General features: G+C 69.5%; 21 protein-coding genes and 1 riboswitch. Of the genes, 8 read left to right on the top strand and 13 right to left on the bottom strand.

Annotation, left to right across the window (positions count from 1 at the left end; genetic code table 11):
- Nucleotides 1–7 precede the first annotated feature (7 nt).
- Nucleotides 8–499: a polyadenylate-specific 3'-exoribonuclease AS gene (locus FK531_RS08835; protein WP_142097794.1), complete on the bottom strand. Its 492-nt coding sequence runs from the start codon at nucleotides 497–499 to the stop codon at nucleotides 8–10.
- Between the two features lie 78 nt (nucleotides 500–577).
- Here FK531_RS08835 and FK531_RS08830 point away from each other — a divergent pair, with 78 nt between their 5' ends.
- Complete coding sequence (locus tag FK531_RS08830) at nucleotides 578–1,909, top strand: glycosyltransferase 87 family protein (RefSeq protein ID WP_246098017.1); 1,332 nt, start codon at nucleotides 578–580, stop codon at nucleotides 1,907–1,909.
- A gap of 20 nt (nucleotides 1,910–1,929) precedes the next feature.
- Here FK531_RS08830 and FK531_RS08825 read toward each other — a convergent pair whose 3' ends face one another.
- The 6 genes from FK531_RS08825 to FK531_RS08800 form a co-directional block, all read right to left on the bottom strand.
- Nucleotides 1,930–2,718 carry a lysophospholipid acyltransferase family protein gene (locus tag FK531_RS08825; protein WP_142097791.1) on the bottom strand — a complete coding sequence of 263 codons (789 nt, stop codon included), beginning with the start codon at nucleotides 2,716–2,718 and terminating at the stop codon, nucleotides 1,930–1,932.
- Nucleotides 2,719–2,800: 82 nt separating this feature from the next.
- Nucleotides 2,801–3,769 (bottom strand): ROK family protein, encoded by a 969-nt coding sequence (locus FK531_RS08820; protein WP_142097789.1) that lies wholly within the window; start codon nucleotides 3,767–3,769, stop codon nucleotides 2,801–2,803.
- 2 nt (nucleotides 3,770–3,771) lie between these two features.
- Entirely contained in the window at nucleotides 3,772–4,161 is a 390-nt protein-coding gene (locus FK531_RS08815; protein ID WP_142097786.1) for a hypothetical protein, read from the bottom strand.
- Nucleotides 4,158–5,381: an ArsA family ATPase gene (locus FK531_RS08810; protein ID WP_142097784.1), complete on the bottom strand. Its 1,224-nt coding sequence runs from the start codon at nucleotides 5,379–5,381 to the stop codon at nucleotides 4,158–4,160. The genes FK531_RS08815 and FK531_RS08810 overlap by 4 nt, the downstream gene beginning before the upstream one ends.
- A 29-nt stretch (nucleotides 5,382–5,410) precedes the next feature.
- A complete protein-coding gene (locus FK531_RS08805) occupies nucleotides 5,411–5,848 on the bottom strand; it encodes an SRPBCC family protein (RefSeq protein WP_142097781.1) in 438 nt (145 codons plus the stop codon).
- 53 nt (nucleotides 5,849–5,901) lie between these two features.
- Complete coding sequence (locus FK531_RS08800) at nucleotides 5,902–6,300, bottom strand: polyketide cyclase / dehydrase and lipid transport (RefSeq protein WP_142097778.1); 399 nt, start codon at nucleotides 6,298–6,300, stop codon at nucleotides 5,902–5,904.
- A 114-nt stretch (nucleotides 6,301–6,414) separates the two neighbouring features.
- Here FK531_RS08800 and FK531_RS08795 point away from each other — a divergent pair, with 114 nt between their 5' ends.
- Nucleotides 6,415–8,220 (top strand): AMP-dependent synthetase/ligase, encoded by a 1,806-nt coding sequence (locus FK531_RS08795; RefSeq protein WP_142097775.1) that lies wholly within the window; start codon nucleotides 6,415–6,417, stop codon nucleotides 8,218–8,220.
- A 69-nt stretch (nucleotides 8,221–8,289) separates the two neighbouring features.
- Here FK531_RS08795 and FK531_RS08790 read toward each other — a convergent pair whose 3' ends face one another.
- The 4 genes from FK531_RS08790 to FK531_RS08775 form a co-directional block, all read right to left on the bottom strand.
- On the bottom strand, nucleotides 8,290–9,417 hold the full coding sequence (locus FK531_RS08790) for a glycosyltransferase family 4 protein (RefSeq protein ID WP_142097773.1): 1,128 nt from the start codon (nucleotides 9,415–9,417) through the stop codon (nucleotides 8,290–8,292).
- Between the two features lie 48 nt (nucleotides 9,418–9,465).
- On the bottom strand, nucleotides 9,466–10,767 hold the full coding sequence (locus FK531_RS08785; RefSeq protein ID WP_435531038.1) for a hypothetical protein: 1,302 nt from the start codon (nucleotides 10,765–10,767) through the stop codon (nucleotides 9,466–9,468).
- A gap of 62 nt (nucleotides 10,768–10,829) precedes the next feature.
- Entirely contained in the window at nucleotides 10,830–11,882 is a 1,053-nt protein-coding gene (locus FK531_RS08780; protein ID WP_220126934.1) for a C40 family peptidase, read from the bottom strand.
- 347 nt (nucleotides 11,883–12,229) lie between these two features.
- A complete protein-coding gene (locus FK531_RS08775) occupies nucleotides 12,230–12,769 on the bottom strand; it encodes an NlpC/P60 family protein (RefSeq protein ID WP_142098237.1) in 540 nt (179 codons plus the stop codon).
- Nucleotides 12,770–12,808: 39 nt separating this feature from the next.
- Nucleotides 12,809–12,971, bottom strand: a riboswitch (cyclic di-AMP (ydaO/yuaA leader).
- 546 nt (nucleotides 12,972–13,517) lie between these two features.
- Here FK531_RS08775 and FK531_RS08765 point away from each other — a divergent pair.
- Complete coding sequence (locus FK531_RS08765) at nucleotides 13,518–15,218, top strand: DEDD exonuclease domain-containing protein (protein WP_142097768.1); 1,701 nt, start codon at nucleotides 13,518–13,520, stop codon at nucleotides 15,216–15,218.
- A gap of 93 nt (nucleotides 15,219–15,311) precedes the next feature.
- Nucleotides 15,312–15,587 carry an Lrp/AsnC family transcriptional regulator gene (locus tag FK531_RS08760; RefSeq protein WP_142097766.1) on the top strand — a complete coding sequence of 92 codons (276 nt, stop codon included), beginning with the start codon at nucleotides 15,312–15,314 and terminating at the stop codon, nucleotides 15,585–15,587.
- A 78-nt stretch (nucleotides 15,588–15,665) separates the two neighbouring features.
- On the opposite strand, the gene trpD is transcribed toward FK531_RS08760, so the two are convergent.
- Both trpD and FK531_RS08750 read right to left on the bottom strand, forming a co-directional pair.
- Entirely contained in the window at nucleotides 15,666–16,700 is a 1,035-nt protein-coding gene (gene trpD, locus FK531_RS08755; RefSeq protein WP_142097763.1) for an anthranilate phosphoribosyltransferase, read from the bottom strand.
- A gap of 44 nt (nucleotides 16,701–16,744) precedes the next feature.
- The gene (locus FK531_RS08750) at nucleotides 16,745–17,206 is read right to left on the bottom strand and encodes a hypothetical protein (protein WP_142097761.1); all 462 of its coding nucleotides are present in this window, start codon (nucleotides 17,204–17,206) and stop codon (nucleotides 16,745–16,747) included.
- A 127-nt stretch (nucleotides 17,207–17,333) separates the two neighbouring features.
- Between FK531_RS08750 and ctaE the strand changes: the two genes are divergently transcribed.
- The 4 genes from ctaE (at nucleotide 17,334) to qcrB (ending at nucleotide 21,678) form a co-directional block, all read left to right on the top strand.
- Nucleotides 17,334–17,945 (top strand): aa3-type cytochrome oxidase subunit III, encoded by a 612-nt coding sequence (ctaE, locus tag FK531_RS08745; RefSeq protein WP_142097759.1) that lies wholly within the window; start codon nucleotides 17,334–17,336, stop codon nucleotides 17,943–17,945.
- Between the two features lie 63 nt (nucleotides 17,946–18,008).
- A complete protein-coding gene (gene qcrC, locus FK531_RS08740; protein ID WP_142097756.1) occupies nucleotides 18,009–18,860 on the top strand; it encodes a cytochrome bc1 complex diheme cytochrome c subunit in 852 nt (283 codons plus the stop codon).
- Nucleotides 18,857–19,993, top strand: coding sequence for a cytochrome bc1 complex Rieske iron-sulfur subunit (gene qcrA, locus FK531_RS08735; RefSeq protein WP_142097753.1), 1,137 nt, complete (start codon nucleotides 18,857–18,859; stop codon nucleotides 19,991–19,993). Before qcrC ends, qcrA begins: the two co-directional genes overlap by 4 nt.
- Nucleotides 19,990–21,678, top strand: a complete 1,689-nt coding sequence (gene qcrB / locus FK531_RS08730; RefSeq protein ID WP_142097751.1) for a cytochrome bc1 complex cytochrome b subunit — start codon at nucleotides 19,990–19,992, stop codon at nucleotides 21,676–21,678. Before qcrA ends, qcrB begins: the two co-directional genes overlap by 4 nt.
- Nucleotides 21,679–21,795: the final 117 nt, after the last annotated feature.

Raw genomic sequence — 21,795 nt, 5'->3', positions numbered from 1 at the left:
TCGACTGTCAGCGAAGCGCCAGCGCGACGCGCACGGCCTCGAACTTGACCAGGTTGTGGCGGGCGTCCGCGAGCGCGTCGTGCGCATCGCCGGGGGCCGCGGGCAGCGCCGGACGCCCCGCGTCCTCCCAGTACTGCTTGAGTTCCCGGGTGAACCGCGGCAGCGACTGCGGCAGCGCGGTCATGTCGCCCCACAGCTGACACAACGCAACGTGGTCGTAGGCGGCCACCCAGGCCCACAGTTCGGGGGTGATGCCCGGCCTCGGGATCAGGAACTTCAGCAGGTCGTTGCGGATCTGCTCGCGGGACCGCCACAGCGGCGACGACTGCGGCGGCAGCTTCGGCAGCACGTTCGCCCGCACCCACTTTCCGGCCCGGGTGGGGTCGAACTCGGTGGAGACGGCGTAGAACTCCCGACCGTCCTCGGCGGCCACACCGATCGACACCAGGTCGATTGTGCGACCATCCTCGATGAACTCGCAGTCGTAGAAGTAGCGCACGGGGGCAGAGTAGTGCGCCCGGCACACCGGTGCGGCGACCGCCCCCGACCCTCGACCGCCCGACCGTAAGGATGACTGGTGCAGACTCCCCCCGACGCTGGGACCGACGCTGCCCGCACCGCCGACGAACCCGGCGCCCGGTCGACGGGCATCACGACGGTCGGTGTGCTGGCCCGGGTCGCCGTGCTCGTCGCGGTCGTCGCGGGGGTGGCGTACAACCTGGTGGGCTTCCCCCGACTGCGCGAGCTCGGCAGCTTCTACCGGATCGACCTCGACGTGTACCGAATCGGCGGCACCGCGTTCGCGCACGGCGTGCCGCTGTACGGCCAGCTGCCCGCGACCGCGTTGGGCAACCCGTTGCCGTTCACCTATCCCCCGCTCGCCGCGATCGTGTTCAGCCCTTTCTCCGCGATGACCCTCGACCAGGCGAGCGTCGCGCTGACCACCGTGTCGCTGGTCGCCCTCCTCGCGACGGTGGTGCTGACGCTGCGCTCCCTCGGGCTGGTCGACACCGCCGTGACCTGGTGGACGGCGGGAGCGGTGTTCGCGGGGGCCCTGATCCTCGAACCGGTGTACTCGACCTTCGACTACGGCCAGGTCAACATCGTGTTGATGGCGCTCGTCGTCGCCGACTGCCTGCTGCCGAAGACGCCGTGGCCGCGCGGACTGCTGGTCGGCCTGGTCGCCGCCGTCAAGCTGACCCCCGCGGTGTTCGTGCTGTACTTCCTGCTGCGCAAGGACATTCGGGCCACCGTGTGGACGGCGGTCGGGTTCCTCGGCGGCACCGCCGTCGGGTTCGCCGTCACCTTCTCGGACTCGAAGCAGTACTGGACCGACACGCTCATCGACTCGAACCGGATCGGCAAGCCCGCCTACCCCGGCAACCAGTCGATCACCGGAATGCTCGCGCGACTCGGGCTCGACGCGTCGGTGCGGACTCCGGTGTGGGCGCTGTGCTGCGTACTCGCCCTCGTGGTGACGGTGATCGCGGTGCGACGCGCGTTCGCGTCGCGGCAGCCCGCGCTCGCGCTCACCGCGACCGCCCTCTTCGGCCTGCTGGCCTCGCCGGTGTCCTGGTCACACCACTGGGTGTGGGTCGTGCCGATCCTGATGATCTTCGGGCACCTTGCCCTGGGTCGGACCCCGCAGGACCCCTGGCGGCGAGCAGTGTGGGCGGGCTGGACGATCGGTGGAGTCGCCCTGATGGTGATCGCGCCGCACTGGCGATTGTCGCCCGGCCGCAGCAGTGGCCTCGACTGGCCGCTGTGGGACCAGTTCCTCGCGTCGTCGTACGTGTGGTGGGGGCTCGCGACCCTCGCCCTGATCGCGGTGATCCGGATCGCGCCGGCACCCTCCGGGCAGGCGAGGACCGTCGACGACGAGAACCTGACGCCGGTCCCGGTCGGCTGACTCGCGACGGGCCGGCGAGCTCAGCTGGCCTGGGTGTCGGGAAGCTGGTCGTCGCCACCGGTACCGGAATCGCGGTCGGCGACGGGAGATTCGGCGGGTTCGACGGGCGTGGACGAGGGCGATGCCGCGACGCCGGCCGGCTTGTCCTTGACGGTTGCGGCGTAGATGTCGACGTACTCGCGGCCGGTGAGCTTCATCAGGGCGTACATCACCTCGTCGGTGACGGCCCGCTCGACGAATCGGTTGCCCGCCATGCCGTTGAAGCGGGAGAAGTCCAGGGGTTCGCCGATCTTCACCACGATCTTCGTCGGCCGAGGCCACCTGGATCCGATCGGGTTGAGCTTGTCGGTGCCGACCATCGCCACCGGAATCACCGGAACGCCGGCCTGCAACGCCAGCCGGGCCATGCCGGTCTTGCCCTTGTACAGCCGCCCGTCCGGCGAGCGGGTGCCCTCGGGGTAGATGCCGAGCAGATTGCCCTCCCCCAGCACCCGCAGACCGGCAGTCAGCGCATCACTGGCCGCGTCGGCGCCGGTCCGGTCGATCGGCACCTGACCGACCGCGGAGAAGAACCACTTCTGGAATCGGCCCTTGAATCCGGTGCCGGTGAAGTACTCGCTCTTGGCGAGGAAGGTGATCATCCGCGGGGCCATCAGCGGCAGGTAGAACGAATCCATCACGGCCTGGTGGTTGCTCGCCAGGATCGCGGGCCCCTTGACCGGAAGATGCTCCGCCCCTTCGATGCTCGGGCGGCCGAGGGCGAACAGGATCGGTCCGAGAAGAACGTATTTGAACAGCCAGTACCACATGGCGCCTTCCCGAAGTCAGCCGTGCTCACACCATATTTTCGTGTCCGATGACTGTACCGAACCGGCAGCGGCGGTGCGCGCGTCAGTCCAGCGCGACGCGGGCCAGTTCGGCGGCGCCGATCATCGCCGCCGCCTCCCCGAGCTGGGTGCGCCTGATCCGGGCCCGCGGCCGGTGCCGCGCACCGGTCGACAGCCGCGTGTAGTGCTCGCGCGCGTCGTCGAGGTAGAGCCCGGCCGAACTCGCCACGCCACCCGCGATCACCACCAGGTCCGGATCGAAGACGTCCCCGACCATCGCGAGACCGACGCCCAGCCACTGCGCGAAGTCGGCCATGGTGCGCAGCGCCAGCTTGTCGCCGTCCTGGGCCGCTCCGGCGACCCGCCGTCCGGTCAGCGAGCCCGGATCGCGAGCGACCTCGGACGCGAGGACGGTCGACTCGTCCGGGTTGGCGGCCAGCATCTCGATCGCCGTCTGCACCAATGCCGTTCCGCTGCAGTACCGTTCCCAGCATCCGCGCTTGCCGCACGCGCAGGCCCGGCCGTCCGGCACCACCTGCAGGTGACCGAGTTCGGGTGCGACTCCGTGGCTGCCGCGATAGAGCGCGCCGTCGATCATCAGTGCCGCACCGATTCCGGTGCCGATCGCGACCGTGACCACGTTGCCGCCCCCGGACGCGGCGCCGAAGCGGTGCTCCGCCCAGGCGGCCGCGTTCGCGTCGTGTTCGAGGATCACCGGCAGCCCGATCCGGTCGGACAGTTCGCTCGCCACCGGCACATCCGCCCACGGCAGGTGCGGCGCGAACCGGAGCCGGGAGCGGTCCCGGTTGACGAAGCCGGCCACCGCGAGCCCGACCGCACCGATGCGGTGCCGGTCCACCAGCTCGCGCACGGTCCGGTCCAGAGCCTCGTCGAGTGGCCCCGCGGACTGCGGGGTCGGCGCCTGGGCCGAGTCGAGCACCTGCCCGTCCGCGTCGACCACCGAGGCCCGGATGCTGGTTCCGCCGACGTCGATCCCGATCGTCAGTGCCGAGGTGCCCGCGCGAGTGCCCATGGTCAGGGATTCTCCTCGACCTGCACGGTGATCGGGACGAATGCGCGCGGTCGGTCCGTCGGCGCGCCGCCCGGACCGGCCCCACCCGGTCCGTCGTCGCCCGGACCGGGGTGCGAGCCGTGTTCGTCGAGCAGGGCCCGGACCAGCGCGAGCAGGACCGAGGCCTGCGACGCCAGCATGGTGACCAGGTCGTGCTGCTCGCCCCGGGCCAGCGCTGCCAGTGCGCAGACCGGGCACCAGGCGCACCCGTAGGGACCGGGCTCGCCGTCCGCGGGGTCGGCCGCGTTCGCCGCCGCCTCTGCTGCCCGGTCGAGCATCGGTTCGAGCCGTTCGAGGGCGAGATGGGTCAGCGCGCGCAACTCCGCGATCAGGTCCGCGTGGTCGCCGCTCACGTCGGCCACACCCCGGGGTCGGGGCGGAAGCGCACCACCAGGTCGCCGCCCTCGAAGCCGGCGCTGTCGGTGACGCACCGCCGCAGCACGGATGCGAGCGTGACCCGGCGGCGAACACCCGCCGCACCGATGAGCAGGTCGTCCTCGACCCGGCCGACGGTCAGCGTCGACGGATCGACCAGCGGCAGCGGCAGGCGAAGCGCATACACCGACTCCACTCCCACCCCCGATTCCAGTACGACAGTCGGAGCCGCCGCAGCCTCGCCTGCGGGCAACGGTTCGCTCGCACCCGGGAAGAGTGCGTCGGCCAGCGCGGCGAGAGGGGTCAACCCTACCGGCTCGCTGCCGCAATCCATCCCGACGAGCACCGGAACGTCACCGAGTGCGTCACGCAACCCGTCGACGGCGGCCCGCTGATCGGCGCACCGGTCCGCGTACCACCGCAGGACGGGATGCTCGAAACCCCCGGACGGCTGCGAATCATACAGCGGCAGAACATTGTTCACGATGACGCCGTCGAGACGCAGGCCGAGCAGTGCCAGCGCGGTCACGGTCCGGCGCGCCTCCGCCGCCGCGACCGACTGCGCGGTGACAACCAGCCGCACGCCGGTCCTGGTGCCGTCGGCCAACAGTGCACGGATCGGCACGGTCGAGTCGAGGAGGCGGTCGACCAGCAGCGCCGCGAGCAGCTGCCACTGCGCCGCACCCGCACCCGACATCACCCGGCGGTGCCGGGGCCAGATCCGTTCGACCGCATCGGAAACCAGCTCGGGAACGGTGAGCAGGCGCAGCGCGTCCGCGGTCGCCGGGCAGTCCACGAGCACCACGTCCCAGTCCCCGGACCCGGCCAGCCGGGTCACCTCGGCGAGACCGACGAGTTCCTGCGCCCCCGGCAGTCCCGTCAGCTCCTCGGGGTCCGGCAGCGTGAGTGGCGACCCGTGCTCGTGGTCGCCGCCGGCCGGCACCATCGCGGACAGCGCGGCCAGCCGGTGTTCCAGCAACGCCAGCGTGTCGAGTTCGAGCACCTCGACGCCCTCGGTTGCCTCGCTCACGGTGTCCGCACCACCGGGACGCCATGGCAGTCCGAACACCTCGCGCAGTGAATGGGCCTGGTCGAGCGACACGACCAGAACTCGCATCCCCTTGCACGCCAGCGCGATTGCGGTGGCCGCCGCGATCGTCGACTTGCCGACGCCGCCCTTGCCGACGATCAGCTGCACCCGGGGGTACGCGTCGGAGTCGAGCGCGGTCAGCCCTCGACCCGCTTCTTCAGTTCCTTGAGCGCGGTGTCGGTGATGGCCTTCTCTGCCTTGCGCTTGAACAGGCCGATCATCGGGATGTTCAGGTCCACCGTCAGCTCGTAGGTCACCACCGTCGAGCCGTCGGGTGTCGGCTCGAGACTGTAGGAGCCGGACTGCGCCTTCTGGATCTCGCCGGAGAGCAGTTCCCAGGTCACCGAGCGGCCGTCCGCGGCCCAGTCGAACTCGAGCACGTAGGTGTCCTTGACCATGCCCGCGTCGAGCACGAACCGCACCTGCTTCGCGCGCCCGCGCGGGCCGGTCGAGAGCACCTCGACCGACTTCGCCGCAGCCACCCATTCGGGGTACGCGTCGTAGTCGGCGATCACGTCCATCACCCGATCGGGCGGTGCGGCGACGGTGATCGACATCTTGGTCTTGTCGGCCATACGGCGAACGCTTCCTTTCCGACGGCCCGCGTTCACGGGCCGCGTAGTGCGTACTACCCCGCGACGGCGGCGGGCGACTCGCCCGCGGCCCGGCCCGCCTCGAGGGACTTCTTGGCTTCGAAGGTCACGTCCTTGCCCGCCACGCGACGCGCGCGGTTGGCGGCCGCGAGATCCATCTTCGCCAGGTCGGCAGGACCCACGCCCGTCGGTTCGGCGTGCAGGAAGTAGTGCACGATGGTCCCGTCCAGGACCGGCTCCAGCCAGACTTCCATGGTTCCGGTCAGCGCACCGGTGACGGTCCAGCGAATCCCCTTGTCGGCGCGGTCTTCCCGCACGGCGACCTGGAGATCCGGCCACCAGCGCCGCCATTTGGACGGGGCGCCGAGCCACTCTGCGACCCGCGCCGGGGCCGCCGCGATGAAGGTCTGGTCCGCGACCTGAATGCTGCTCACCCGGTTAGCTTCACATACGCGGTGCGCTGGGCGTGGCGCAGGTCGCATCCGCAGGCGTTACAGTGGAGCCGAGTAGAAACCTACTCGTCAGTATCCTCAGTGTCGGAGGCCTTCGTGCGTGAGTTCAGCGTTCCCTCAACTTTCACCGTTCCCGAGGACGCATCCGCTGTCGACGCGGTCTACACCCACGCCGCACAGCGACCCGACCTCGTCGTATTCAAGCGCCTGGTCGGGTCCACCTGGACGAACGTCACCGCCCGCGACTTCGCGGCCGAGGTCACCAAGGTCGCCAAGGGTCTGATCGCGCTGGGCGTGCAGCCCGGTGACCGCGTCGCGCTGATGTCGGCCACCCGCTACGAGTGGCCGCTGATCGACTTCGCGATCTGGTCCGCGGGCGGTGTCACCGTGCCGATCTACGAGACCTCCTCCGCCGAGCAGGTCCGCTGGATCCTCGAGGACTCCGCCGCCGTCGGACTCGTGGTCGAGAACGACGCCCACGTCGAGACCGTCGGTCAGGTCGCCGCCGAGTCGCCTGCCCTGCGCAAGGTCCTGCAGATCGAGGGCGGCGACGGCGCCGGAGCGGTCGCCGAACTCGTCGCACTCGGCGCCGAGATCACCGACGAGCAGGTCCGCACGCGCGCCGACGCCCTGTCTGCCGCCGATCCGGCCACCCTCATCTACACCTCGGGCACCACCGGACGCCCCAAGGGCTGCCAGCTCACCCACTCGAACCTGATCGCCGAGTCCCGCGGCATCACCACCTCCGGCTTCGGCTCACTGCTGCAGCCCGGTCGCCGCACCCTGATGTTCCTGCCGATGGCGCACGTCCTGGCCCGTGCCGTCAGCCTCGCCGCGTTCGACGCCGGCGCCACCGTCGGGCACACCGCCGACATCAAGAACCTCGTCGCGACCTTCGGGGTGTTCAAGCCGGACTTCATCCTGTCGGTGCCGCGGGTGTTCGAGAAGGTCTACAACACCGCCCGGCAGAAGGCACACGGCGACGGCAAGGGCAAGATCTTCGACGCCGCCACCGAGGTCGCCGTGCAGTGGAGCCAGGCGCAGGACACCGGCGGCGCCGGGCTGATCCTGAACGTCAAGCACGCCGTGTTCGACAAGCTGGTCTACGGCAAGCTCCGGGCCGCGCTCGGCGGACAGTGCCAGCTGGCCATCTCCGGCGGCGCACCCCTCGGCGCCCGGCTCGGACACTTCTTCCGCGGCATGGGCGTGACGATCTACGAGGGTTACGGGCTGACCGAGACTTCGGCCGCGGTCGCGGTGAACACCCCCGGCCACCAGAAGATCGGCACCGTGGGCAAGCCGCTGGCGGGCAACGCCGTTCGCATCGGCGAGGACGGCGAGATCCTGTTGTCCGGCCCGGTGGTCTTCAGCGAGTACTGGCGTAACGAGGCGGCAAGCAAGGACGCGGTCGAGGACGGCTGGTTCCACACCGGCGACCTGGGATCGGTCGACACCGAGGGCTACATCACCATCACCGGCCGCAAGAAGGAAATCATCGTCACCGCCGGCGGCAAGAACGTCGCCCCGGCCGGCCTCGAGGACCACCTGCGCGCCCACCCGCTGATCAGCCAGGCCCTGGTCGTCGGCGACCAGAAGCCGTTCATCGGCGCCCTGATCACGGTCGACCCGGAGGCATGGCCGGGTTGGAAGGAGCGCAACGGCAAGTCCGCCGACGCGACCGTCGCCGACCTGCTCGCCGACGCGGACCTCGTCGCCGAGGTCGACGCGGCGATCGCGGAGGCCAACAAGCTGGTCTCGCACGCCGAGTCGATCAAGAAGTACCGCATCCTGCCGGTGGACTTCTCCGAGGAGACCGGCGAGCTGACGCCGACGATGAAGCTCAAGCGCAACGTCATCCACCAGAGCTTCGCCGCGGACATCGACGCCATCTACGCCAAGTAGGGCGGCTCCGCCGCCTGTGAGTCCTTTCGGTCCCCTGGCGGGCCGGAAGGACTCACAGGCGCGAAGCGCCTAATGCAGCAGTCCGGACAGCTTGGCGGCCAGCGCGTCCCAGCGCCACTGCTCCGAAACCCACTGCCGCCCAGCGGCGCCCATGGCGGCCGCCCTGTCACGGTCGGCCAGAACCGAGACCACCGACTCGGCGACGGCGGCAACCTTCCGCCCGTCGACCACGTGCCCGGTCTCCCCCTCGCGCACCGTTTCCGGCGCGCCGCCGGAGTCGCCCGCGATCACCGGAACCCCTGTTGCCGACGCCTCGAGGAACACGATCCCGAGGCCTTCCACGTCCAGGCCCGCCCCGCGGGTGCGGCACGGCATGGCGAACACGTCCGCGATGGTGTGGTGGGCGGCCAGTTCCGCCGACGGTGCGGTCCCGGTGAACACGACGTGCTCCTCGACGCCGTGCTCGCGCGCCAGCGTCCGCAGCGCGCCCTCGTACGGTCCACCCCCGACGATCACCAGCACGGCGCCGTCGATCGAGCGACGGATCTGCGGCAGCGCCTTGATCAGCACGTCCTGACCCTTGCGCGGCACGAGCCGGGACAGGCACAGGATCGTCGGCCGGTCCCCCAGCCCGTAGCGGGCCCGCAGTTCCGCCCGGGCCGCCGGATCCGGCCGGAAGACCTCGGTGTCGACCCCGGGCGGCAGGTGCTCGAGCGCGGCGTTCGCACCGAAGGCGGCCGAGAACCGGCGCCGGGTGTACTTGCTGACGTAGGTCACCGTGTCGGTGGTGTCGCCGATCCGGCGCAGCGACTGCCGGGCGCCCGGCAGCATCGACCAGCCGACCTCGTGGCCGTGGGTGCTCGCGACGATCCGCTCCGCGCCGGCGCGGCGCACGGTCGGGGCGAGCAGCGCCAGCGGAGCCGCGGCGCCGAACCAGACGCTGTCGCACTCGCGCGAGCGCACCAGCTTGGCGGCCCGCCGGGCGACCAGCGGGGTCGGCAGCATCAGCGTGGTCGGATGCCGGACGACCTCGAACGGCTGGCGGGCGTCGAACTTCGTGTGACTGTCACCGCGCCAGCGCGGGGCGTAGACCACCAACTCGTCCGACGGCAGCGCGTTCGCGAACGACTGCAGGTAGGACTGGATACCTCCCGGCCGAGGCGGAAAGTCATTCGTCACCAACAGGGTTCGACGCATGTGTCCACCGTAGGGGTAGCCCGCCCGCGGCCCACCCACAGGGTCACGTCACTGCAGGTGCGCAACCATCCACGAGCCCCACTGTCCGACCAGCTCGCGCTGCGACAGTCCCAGGACCGTACCGAGGCGCTCGTCGAGCCCGGCCGAGTCGACCGGTCCGGCGGCCAGCGCATGGTAGAGCTCACGCAACCGATCCTCACCGAACCGCTCCGCGACGAAGGCATTGACCGACCACGCCAGCTCGTAGGCCACCAGCGAACGTTCGCCGCCCGCGGCGAAGTCCGCATCCGACGGCAACCGCGCCGGCGGGCCGTGCACCGCGACCGCGGCGGCGACGGTCGGTGCGCCCGCCGCGACGGTGATGCCCGATCCGCGGTGACCCGAGTAGTCGGCGAAACCCTCGAGCATCCACAGCGGCGAGCCGTCGATGGTGACCGCGCGCGACGCGATGTGGGTCAGCTCGTGCCGCAGCACCGACCTCCGGGTGTCCGCGGTGAGCCGCTCCGCCGAGGCCGGACTGAACACGACCCGCTGCCCGGTCACGACGGTCGACCCGGGCACGACCGCGTCCGACACCGCGACCGCGGCGATGTCGGAGCCGCTGTGCCCCGAGCCCGCCTGCTCGGTGAACTCGTCCTGGCTCGACGAGACCATGACCACCGTGCGACGCGACCACTGCTCGCCCCACAGGTCGGTCACCGCCGGCACCGCGGTCCGCAGCTCCCCGGCGAGCGAGTCGACCCACTGCTCCTGGTCCGGGTGGCCGAGCACCACCGAGGTGTGCGAGTCCGTGTCCACCCTGCGCGCAATCACCGGACCGAAATCCCAAGGCCCCCGCCAGGTCTGGCGACCGTACTCGGGCAGCGGACGATCCGAGACCAGCTTCCAGTCGTCGCCGCGACGGGCGACCACCAGCGAGACCGGCTTACGGGTCGGCCCGGGGTCGGCGCCGTCGATCGCGTACCGCAGGTACACCGGCGGCGCCCACACGTCGGTCGCACCCAGCTGCTCGGCGAGGTCCGTCGGCACGGGCGTCTCCGGGTCGCCGCCGATCTCGTAACCCCAGTCCGACAGCGGTACGCCGGACAGGTTGTGCATGCGCGCGATCTCGGCGTCGCGAAATCCCGGCAGCGCACGCTGGTCGAACAGCGCGGCCAGAGCCGCGGCGTCGCCGTCGCGCACCGCTCCCGCCCACCGGTCGAGCAGGGTCTGCACGCCGGCCCGACGCGCCTGTTCGAACGGGTTGACGGTGGCCGTGGTGCTCGCCGAGCCGGACTGGGCGTCACCCGGCCGATGGGAGTGCAGCGTGAGCGCACCCGCCGCCGCGACCGCGCACAGCAGTCCGACCAGGGCCGCCGCCTCCCAGGGTCGGATCCGGCGTCGCGGCGGCGCCGGGATCTCCCGATCGGTGCTCAGTACCGTCGGGCACCGTAGAACGGGTACGCATCCACCGGCGCGACCTTGACCGGAACCCCGAAGGTAGACGCGTGCACGATGTTTCCGTTGCCGACGTACATGCCCACGTGCGATGCGTCGGAGTAGAACAGCACCAGGTCGCCGGGCTGCAGTTCCGACTTCTGCACCGGGATGCCGCTCGCGGCCTGGGCCTGGCTCGACCGCGGCAGCGCCTTGCCGATCTGCTTGTACGCCCACACCATCAGGCCCGAGCAGTCGTAGCCGTCGGGACCGGTGGCTCCCCACACGTACGGCTTGCCGATCTGCGTCATCGCCGCCTGCACCGCGCCGTTGTTGGCCCCGGGCACGAGGCTCTTGAGGATCGTCGCGGCGTCGACTCCGGGCGGGAACGACGAGCCGCTCAGTGAGGAGCGCTCCGAGTTGGTGAGCGCGCCGAACGCCTGGGTCACCTGGGCGATCTGCGCCTGGAGGTCGCTCTGCGTGCGCTGCAGTCCGTCACTGATCGACTTGGCCTGCTCGGTTGCGCTGCGGGCGGCGTCGGCCGACTCGCGGGAGGCCTGCTCGGCGGCCACGGCCTGGTCGGTGGCCTCCTTGAACTGGCCGACCTGGGCGGCCGTGTCGGCGGAGATCACGCTCAACGCGGACATCTGGTCGAGGAGCTGCTGCGGGGAGTCGGACACCATCACCGCGAACAGTCGGTTGACCCGGCCACCCTGGTAGTTGGCGGCGGTGAGCTTGTCGACCGCGGGCTGGAACTGGGCGACCTTCGCACGGGCGGCGTCGAGCACCCCCTGGTCGGCGACGTGCCGGGCTTCGGCGTCGCGCTGGACGGCGACCTTGGAGTCGAGGTCGATCTGCGCGTTGTGCATCGCCTCGGTGGTCTGCTCGGACTTGCGGGAGAGATCGGAGAGCTTCTCGAGCGCGGAGGTCGGGTTGTCGGGCGCGGGGTCGGCACCGGCGGTGCCCGTGGCGGCCACGACCAGTGCGATGGACAGCACGCCGGTCACCAGGGCTCCGCCCCTGGACCGCTTCGATCTCTGTGACGCCACGAAGACTCGTACTCCTTCTTCCGCTGTTGCTGCCGACCCGGTCGGCGATCGGTGGAGTCCACGCGGGATCCACCCGATGCAGTGCTGGGTTCTCGGTGCGGCCCCGTGTTCGACGATCTCGACGACGCGGGACCCGCTCTGGCGGTGACCCCCGATTCCGCTCCGGACGGAGCGAGGAGGTTCGGAAGGTCTCGACCAGGTTACGGAATGGCATACGGCGGTGTCCACCCACACGGACACCCGATTCGTCGCACCACTCGACATACCGGACAGACCCGACCGGCGGACGCACGAGGGCCCCGATCCGAACCGGATCGGGGCCCTCGTGCGCTCGACGTGGCGTCCGCTCAGTAGCGGCGGGCACCGTCCATCGGCATGGAGGCGATCGGCGCGCGCTTGACCGGGGTACCGGAGGTCGCGGCGTGGATGACCTCACCGTTGCCGGCGTAGATGCCCGAGTGCGAGCCGCCGTAGAAGGAGACGACATCGCCGACCTGCAGTGCGGAGGTCGAGACCGGGGTGCCCGCGGCGGCCTGGTCGTAGCTCGTGCGCGGCAGGTTGAGGCCGGCCTGCTTGAACGCCCACTGGACGAGGCCGGAGCAGTCGAAGGAGTCCGGACCGGCAGCGCCCCACACGTAGGGGGCACCGATCTTGCTCGCGGCGGCCTGAACGGCCTTCTCACCTGCGGTGACGACGGGCGCGGGCGCCGGAACGGCAGGGACACCGGGCACTCCCGGCAGTGCGGGGAGCTGAATGGTCTGGGCGGGAACACCCGGGATGTCGAACGTGCCGACGCCGGGGACCGTGACCGGCTCGGCGAGTGCCGGGGCCGCGGTGACGGTGATCGCGCCGAGCGTCATTGCGCTGGCGACGACGATCCGTCGCATCGAGCGCTTGGTACTGAGTGTTGCCACGAAAGGAGGGGCCTTTCTTCCATTCTTCCGCCGACCGAGTTAGCTGACGGGTTCGGACTGGGAAGATCAGCCCTACCCGGCGGCACGCTGTCGCGCTCCGACGGGATTCACCCCAGAGAAACTTGGGTTCCCGGCACGATTCCCTTGCGGGAGATCGATTAGGCGGTACCTAGCGATGCCGCGCCGGTGTGGCGAGGCAAGACTCCGCTAGGTCTCAGGAAGATTACGAAAGGCCATCCCCCGTGTCGACTCACCCCGTGGGGAAAGTCGGACAATTCACGCATTTCCGGCCTCGAATTGCCATTACGCCGCTCCTGTGTCACGAGAAGATAACGACCGACTGGTCTGTGCGAGGTCGGCCGCGCGCACGAGGCGCAGCCTGGGCACCATCCCGGCCTCGGCGAGCGCCTCCATCGCCGCTCGTTCGTCCTGCTCAATAGTTATCCGGGCCGGATTCCCGGGCGCGCCGTCCGACCGCCCCGGGCCGACGCCAGGGTGGCCGAGCAGGACCGTCACCACGCAGTCGCCGCACGCAATGCCCCGAACCCCACAATCGCTGCAATCCACGATCACTGTGACCCTCGTCTCTTTCGCCGGTCCGGGCGTTTCGGCGGCCCTGCAGACGGACGGTAGCGAAGGGCTCCGACATGCCGAATCCGCCCGAATCCCGACCATTCCCCGTATCGGAAGCCTGTCGGTACCACCCCCTAGCCTCGGACCGGTGAGTCAGAAGAGCGCAACCGCCCGCCAGCTGACGTTCGACGAGCTGGACACCCCGTTGCGCGAGACCACGTTCGTCGTCGTCGACCTCGAGACCACCGGCAGCCGCTCGGGTGACGACGCGATCACCGAGATCGGTGCGGTCAAGATCCGAGGCGGCGAGGTCATCGGCGAACTCGCCACCCTTGTCGATCCGGGCCGGACCCTGGCCCCGTTCATCGTCGAACTCACCGGGATCACCTCGGCCATGCTCGTCGGCGCCCCACGCATCGAGCGCGTGCTGCCGAGTTTCCTCGAGTTCGCACGCGGCGCGGTGCTGGTCGCCCACAATGCGCCGTTCGACATCGGGTTCCTCAAAGCCGCCGCCGCGCAGTGCGAGATCGCCTGGCCTCCGTTCCAGGTCCTGTGCACCGTCAAGCTGGCTCGGCGTGTGCTCTCCCGAGAGGAGGCGCCGTCGGTCAAGCTCTCCGCACTCGCGTCGCTGTTCGACGTGAGCACCCGTCCCACGCACCGTGCCCTCGACGACGCCAGGGCCACCGTGGACGTGCTGCACGGACTCTTCGAGCGGGTCGGCAACCTCGGTGTGCACAGCTACCCCGAACTCGTCGACTACCTCCCCAATGTCTCGTCCGCGCAACGCGGTAAGCGCGGCCTGGCCGCGAACCTGCCCCGCACGCCCGGCGTGTACCTCTTCCGCGGCCCGTCCGAGGAGGTGCTCTACGTCGGCACGGCCGTCAATCTGCAACGGCGGGTGCGGGGCTACTTCACCGGCTCCGAGACACGCGCGCGGATGAAGGAGATGGTCGCGCTGGCCACCCGCGTCGACCACGTCGAGTGCGCTCACGGACTCGAAGCCGCGGTCCGCGAACTGCGACTGCTCGCCGCGCACGCGCCGCCGTACAACCGGCGGTCGAAGTTCCCGCGACGGGCCTGGTGGATCACGACGACCGACGAGCCGTTCCCGCGCCTGTCCGTGACCCGTCGGTCCACCGCGGACGCACTCGGACCGTTCGGCAACCGCACCGACGCCACCGACGTCGCGGCAATGATCTCCGAGGTGTGCCGAATCCGCAGTTGTACCAAGAAGATTCGACGCGACCAGGTACACGGGCCGGACTGTCCCGAGACCGCGGTCGGTGGCTGTCCGGCCGGCAGCAGACCACAGAGTCCGGAGGAGTACGGCGCCGTCGTGGAGGCCGCGCGCCGACTGATCCGCGGCGCGGACGACGAACCGCTGCACCGGTTGCGCGAGCGCATCGAGGAACTCGCGGCCGCCGAACTGTTCGAGAACGCGGCCCGGTTACGGGATCGGACGGCCGCACTGGCCACCGCCCTCCGGCGGGCGCAGCGGCTCGCCAGTGTCGCCGCGATCGACGAACTGGTCGCCGCCCGGCCCCGTGACGGAGGCGGGTGGGAACTGGCGGTGATCCGGGCCGGACGGCTCGCCTCGGCGGGCGTCGCGGCCCGCGGGGTCCCACCGATGCCGGTGGTCGACGCGCTGACCCTCGCCGCGGAAACCGTCATCGACGAACCCTCACCGTTGCGGGGGGCGATGGCAGGCGAGGTGGGCCTCGTCGCCGGTTGGCTGGACACGCCTGGTGTGCGGATCGTCCGCGCCAGCCACGGCTACGCCGAACCGAGCCGCGGGGGCGGCGCGTGGCAGCAGTGGTGCGCCCTCGCCCGCGGCGCCAGCCTAGGCTGAGGCAGCGAGCGGAGCCTGCGGAGCGACCCGGAGCCGCGAGCGGAGCCTGCGGAGCGACCCGGAGGCACCTCCGACTGTTGTACAAGGAGCGAGATGATCAACGCCATCGTCCTCATTCATGCCGAGGCCAGCCGGATTCCGGAAACGGCTCAGGCCGTCGCCGACATCGCGGGTGTCTCCGAGGTGTACTCGTGTGCGGGCGACGTCGACCTGATCGCCGTCGTGAAGGTCCGCGACCACGAGCAGATCGCCGAGGTCGTGACAGGCGGGATCAACAAGGTGGACGGGGTCGTGCAGACGACGACCCACATCGCGTTCCGGTCCTACGCCAGCGCCGACGTCGAGGCCGCGTTCTCCATCGGCGAGTGACGGGTGATGGGAACCTTCATTCGGTCCACCTGGCTGATGGTTCCCCTCACCATGCGGATGTGAGTCCCGTGGAGGACGTCAGTGCGCCAGCGCGGCGCTGACCGCGACCCAGCGGTCGAGCAACGCTGCGGCGGCGCCACTGTCGATCGCCGAGGTCGCGCGCGCCAAACCGTCCCGGAGAGCGGCGTCGAGGCCCACCTCGAGGCCGCTGTACGCCGCGATCGCGCCAGCCGCGTTCAGCACCACCGCGTCGTGCACGGCGCCTCGCTCGCCCCCGAGGACGGCGCGGGCGATCGCGGCGTTGGCCTCGGCGTCGCCACCGCGCAGCGCCTCGAGCGACACCCGCTCGATCCCCAGTTCCGTCGGGTCGATCCGGTCCTCGCGGACCCGGCCGCCGGAGACCACGAAGACCGTGCTCGTCGTCGAGGTGGTGATCTCGTCGAGGCCGTCGTCGCCGCGCACCACCAGCGCCGACACACCGCGGCCGGCGAGCACACCCGCCACCACCGGCTGCAGGTCGGTGAAGGCGCACCCGATCAGGCCCGCCTTCGGGCGCGCGGGGTTGGTCAGTGGGCCGAGCACGTTGAAGACGGTCGGAATGCCGATCTCCTTGCGGGCCGCCGCGGTGAACCGGAAGGCCGGATGGAACGTCGGGGCGAAGCAGAATCCGATGCCGACCTCGCGCACGCACTGCGCGACCGCCTCGGGGGTCAGGTTGATTCGCACTCCGAGCGCCTCGAGCACGTCGGCGCCGCCGCTCTTCGACGAGGCCGCGCGATTGCCGTGCTTGACGACGCGGACTCCGGCGGCCGCGACCACCACCGACGCCATGGTCGAGATGTTGACGGTCTGCTGACGGTCGCCGCCGGTGCCCACCACATCCACCGCGTCGCCGTCGAGGTCGATGGTCCGGGCATGCTCGAGCATCGAGTCGGCGATGCCGGTCACCTCGGCCGGTGTCGCGCCCTTCATCTTCAGCGCGATCCCGAAGGCAGCGATCTGGGCGGGCGTCGCGTTGTCCGACATGATCTCGTTCATCGCCCACGAGGTCGTCGCGGAGTCGAGGTCACGTCCGTCCGTCAGCGATCCGAGAACTTCCGGCCAACTCCCCATCGCAACTGCCTCTTCCCTCGCCGCCGGCACAATCCCGATGCAGCTTAGCCAGTGCCGCCAACCGGATTTCGCGGCGGCTGCAGCGCGTCCCATCCCAGCACCCGCCCGCCCCCACGCTGGGCGAGTCCCGCCATCCGGGACCGCTCCTGCGAGCAGTGCAACGCGTCGAGAATCTGGGTCCGCTGCAGCACCAGCGCGACCAGTGCCCCGTCCTCGGGCACCTCTACCTCCGCGGAGCGACCGGTCGCCATCGAGTAGTCGTCCTGGGCGGCGATCTCGACGGCCCACTGCACCCGGTCCGCCGGCAGCAGCAGATGGTGTCTGAGGACCGCCTCGTCCCGGGCGATCCAGCGGGGGTCGAACTCGGCCGCCCGCTCCAACGCAGTACTGCACGACTCGACGTCGTCGAAGCCCGATGCGACGACCACCAGATCGGTCCGTTCACGCTCCAACGGGACGGGCCGCCGACCCCCGAACAGCCTGCGCCACCATCGCACTCGTTCCATGTGCACACCCTCGCACGAGCGCCGACCTGCACAATCGACGGGCACAGGCATACTGGTCACGGGCCGCGACGCGCCCATGACGGACCCGGGTGGCCGTCTCGTACGACAGCGCGTCATACTTCTGTCTGTGACGAGCGCAGTAGGGACCCAAGGATCCGCAATCACCCAGCGCGTGCACTCGCTGAACCGGCCGAACATGGTCAGCGTCGGCACCATTGTCTGGCTGTCCAGCGAGTTGATGTTCTTCGCTGGTTTGTTCGCGATGTATTTTGTCGCGCGCGCGCAGGCGAACGGCAACTGGCCGCCGGAGCCCACCGAGTTGAATCTCAAGCTCGCGGTCCCCGTGACCGCGATTCTGGTGGCCTCCTCCTTCACCTGCCAGATGGGCGTTTTCGCCGCTGAGCGTGGCGACGTGTTCGGCCTCCGCCGGTGGTACACCATCACCCTGATCATGGGCGCGATCTTCGTCGCCGGTCAGGCGTACGAGTACTACCACCTGGTTCACGAGGGCACCACGCTGTCGAGCAGCTCCTACGGATCGGTCTTCTACATCACGACCGGATTCCACGGCCTGCACGTCATCGGTGGCCTCGTCGCCTTCATCTTCCTCATCGCGCGTACCAAGGTCAGCAAGTTCACCCCCGCGCAGGCAACCGCTGCCATTGTTGTCTCGTACTACTGGCACTTCGTCGACATCGTGTGGATCGGCCTGTTCGCCACCATCTATTTCATCCGTTAGAAGCTGAACGCAGTACCCAGCCCAAGCCCGTTCAGTCCGTCCCGCGAGACCAAAGGGATACAGATGAGTTCATCCCCCCCTTCAGCAGCCGCCGACAGCGCGACTGCCTCGAAAGCCCGTCGTCAGCGAAAGATCCGTCGGCGCGTCACCGGCGCCCTGGTCCTGATGATGGGACTTGTCGGTGCAGGCTTCCTCGCCTCGGCCCTGACTCCGACTCCGCAGGTCGCCACCGCGTCCGACGATTCGGCAGCGCTGATCCGCGAGGGCAAGCAGCTCTACGACACGTCCTGCATCACCTGCCACGGCGCGAACCTGCAGGGTGTGCAGGACCGTGGTCCCAGCCTCATCGGCGTCGGCGAGGCAGCCGTCTACTTCCAGGTCTCCTCCGGCCGCATGCCCGCGGCCCGCAACGAGGCCCAGGTGTTGCGCAAGCCCCCGAAGTTCGACGACAAGCAGATCGACGCGCTCGGCGCGTTCGTGCAGGCCAACGGTGGCGGCCCGACCATCGTGCGTGACGCCGACGGCTCGATCGCGTCCAGCTCCCTGCGCGGCGACGACGTCGCCCGCGGCAGCGAGCTGTTCCGCCTGAACTGCGCGTCCTGCCACAACTTCACCGGCCGGGGCGGCGCGCTGTCCTCCGGAAAGTTCGCTCCGCCGCTCGACCCGGCCAGCGAGCAGCAGATCTACCAGGCCATGGCGACCGGACCGCAGAACATGCCCAAGTTCTCCGACCGTCAGCTGAGCCCGGAAGAGAAGCGGGACATCATCGCCTACGTCAAGTCCTCGGGCGAGACCAAGAACCCCGGCGGCTACGGCCTCGGCGGCTTCGGACCCGGTCCCGAGGGCCTGGCCATGTGGGTCATCGGAATCGTTGCCGTTGTCGGCGCAGCACTGTGGATCGGAGCAAGGTCATGAGCGACGCCGGTCACGGCGACACGCCGAAGAAGTACACCGAGGACGAACTCGCCGCGATGAGTCGCGACGAGCTCGTCGAGCTCGGTACCAACCTCGACGGCGTCGACGTTGCGTTCCGCCGCGAGCGCTGGACGGTCGAGGGCACGAAGGCCGAGAAGCGCGCCGAGCGCAGCGTCGCCTTCTGGTTCGCTCTCGCCGGCGTCTCGGCCATCGCGTTCATCGCGATCTACCTCTTCTGGCCCTGGGAGTACAAGGGCATGGGCGAGGAGGGCTACAGCGCGTACAACCTGTACACCCCGCTGATCGGTCTGACCATGGGTCTGGCGATCCTCGGTCTCGGTGTCGGCGCGGTGAAGTTCACGAAGAAGTTCGTTCCCGAAGAGGTCTCGATCCAGGACCGCCACGACGGCGGCTCCGCCCTGGTCGACAAGAAGACCATCGTCGCCGAGCTGAGCGACTCGCTCGACACCTCGACGATCGGTCGCCGCAAGCTGATCAAGCGCAGCCTCGGCTTCGGTGCGGGCGCACTCGGCATCATGGCGATCATGCCGCTCGGCGGCATGATCAAGAACCCGTGGGCCAAGGGCGACAAGTCCGACCTGTGGACGTCCGGCTGGACGCCGAACTTCCCCGGCGAGACCATCTACCTGCGACGGAACACCGGACGCCCGGAGGACATCGTCCTCGTTCGCCCCGAGGACCTCGACGCCGGCGCGATGGAGACCGTGTTCCCGTTCCGTGAAACCGAGCGTGGCAACGAGAGGGCCCTGTCCCACGCACTCAAGCGTGCCGACAACCCGGTCATGCTCATTCGCCTGCGGACCGAGGACAGCGACCGCGCAGTTCGCCGCAAGGGCCAGGAGAGCTTCAACTTCGGCGACTACTGGGCCTACTCGAAGTTGTGCACCCACCTGGGCTGCCCGACCTCCCTGTACGAGCAGCAGACCAACCGGATCCTCTGCCCGTGCCACCAGTCCCAGTTCGATGCTCTGCAGTACGGAAAGCCGATCTTCGGTCCTGCCGCTCGCGCACTCCCGCAGTTGCCGATTACTGTCAACAAAGAGGGCTTCCTCGTCGCCAACGGTGACTTCATCGAGGCTCTCGGCCCCGGATTTTGGGAGCGTCGTTCATGACAACCACAGTTGGCGGCCAGTCCAAGGTCGCAGCCCACGCCGCGAAGGCCGGCGAGAACCTCGATTCGCGCTACCACCTCGCCTCGGGCATGCGGAAGCAGATCAACAAGGTCTTCCCGACCCACTGGTCCTTCATGCTCGGCGAGATCGCGCTCTACAGCTTCGTCATCCTGCTGATCTCGGGTGTGTACCTGACGCTGTTCTTCGACCCCTCGATGTCCGAGGTCGTCTACAACGGCGCCTACCAGCCGCTGCGCGGCGTCGAGATGTCGCGGGCGTACGAGACCGCACTGAACCTGTCCTTCGAGGTCCGCGGCGGTCTGTTCGTCCGTCAGATCCACCACTGGGCCGCGCTGATGTTCGCCGCGTCGATCATCGTGCACCTGCTGCGCATCTTCTTCACCGGCGCGTTCCGTCGCCCGCGTGAGGCGAACTGGGTCATCGGCTGCCTGCTGCTGATCCTGGCGATGTTCGAGGGCTTCTTCGGTTACTCCCTGCCCGACGACCTGCTGTCCGGCACGGGCCTGCGCGCCGCGCTGTCCGGCATCACGCTGAGCATCCCGGTGATCGGTACCTGGATGCAGTGGCTGGTCTTCGACGGTGACTTCCCCGGCGAGCTGATCATCCCCCGCCTGTACGTCGCGCACGTGCTGCTGCTGCCCGGCATCATCCTGGCCCTGATCGGCGCGCACCTGGCGCTGGTCTGGTACCAGAAGCACACGCAGTTCCCCGGCACCGGTCGCACCGAGCAGAACGTCGTCGGTGTCCGCATCCTGCCCGTGTTCGCCCTCAAGGGTGGCGCGTTCTTCGCCTTCACGTTCGGCATCCTCGCGGTGATGGGCGGCGTGCTGCAGATCAACCCGATCTGGGCAATCGGCCCCTACAACCCGTCGCAGGTGTCGGCCGGCAGCCAGCCCGACTTCTACATGATGTGGACGGACGGCCTCGCCCGACTGTGGCCGGCGTGGGAGGTCTACCTCTTCGGCCGCTACACGATTCCTGCGGTGTTCGCGGTGGCCCTGATCATGGGCCTCGTCCTCACGGTGCTGATCTGCTACCCGTGGATCGAGAAGAAGTTCACCAAGGACGACGCGCACCACAACCTGCTGCAGCGTCCTCGTGACGTGCCGGTTCGTACGTCGCTCGGCGTCATGGCGATCACCTTCTACGCGATCCTGACCATCATGTGCGTCAACGACATCATCGCGTACAAGTTCGACATCTCCCTGAACGCGATGACCTGGATCGGTCGTATCGGTGCGGTTCTGCTGCCCCCGATCGCCTACTTCGTCACCTACCGGTTCTGCCTGGGACTTCAGCGCAGCGACCGCGGGGTGCTCGAGCACGGCATCGAGACGGGCGTCATCAAGCGCCTGCCGCACGGCGAGTACGTCGAGGTTCACCAGCCCCTCGGACCCGTGGACGATCACGGCCACCCGCTCCCGCTGGAGTACCAGGGCGCACCGGTCCCGAAGAAGATGAACAAGCTCGGCTCGGCCGGCAAGCCCGGCTCCGGCAGCCTGCTGGTCGCGGATCCGTCCGACGAGGCATCGGCCCTGCTCGCGGCCGAGCACCAGAAGGAGCACGAGCAGCTCGCGATCCTGAAGGACTACCAGGACAAGACGCACGGCCACGGGTCGTACGCCGACGGCCAGGAGCCGTCGGGAGACGGCAGCAAGCACTGAGCCGACGCTAGCTCGACACAACGAGGAAGGCCCCGAACCCACCAAGGGTTCGGGGCCTTCCTCGTTGTGTCGTTCACACCCCCACGCTCGGTCACCCGTGCTTGGATTCGATACACG

Source organism: Rhodococcus spelaei (assembly GCF_006704125.1).
Lineage (GTDB): Bacteria > Actinomycetota > Actinomycetes > Mycobacteriales > Mycobacteriaceae > Rhodococcus_G > Rhodococcus_G spelaei.
The sequence above is the reverse complement of the archived record's forward strand: the minus strand, read 5'-3'. Positions and strand labels throughout refer to the sequence as shown.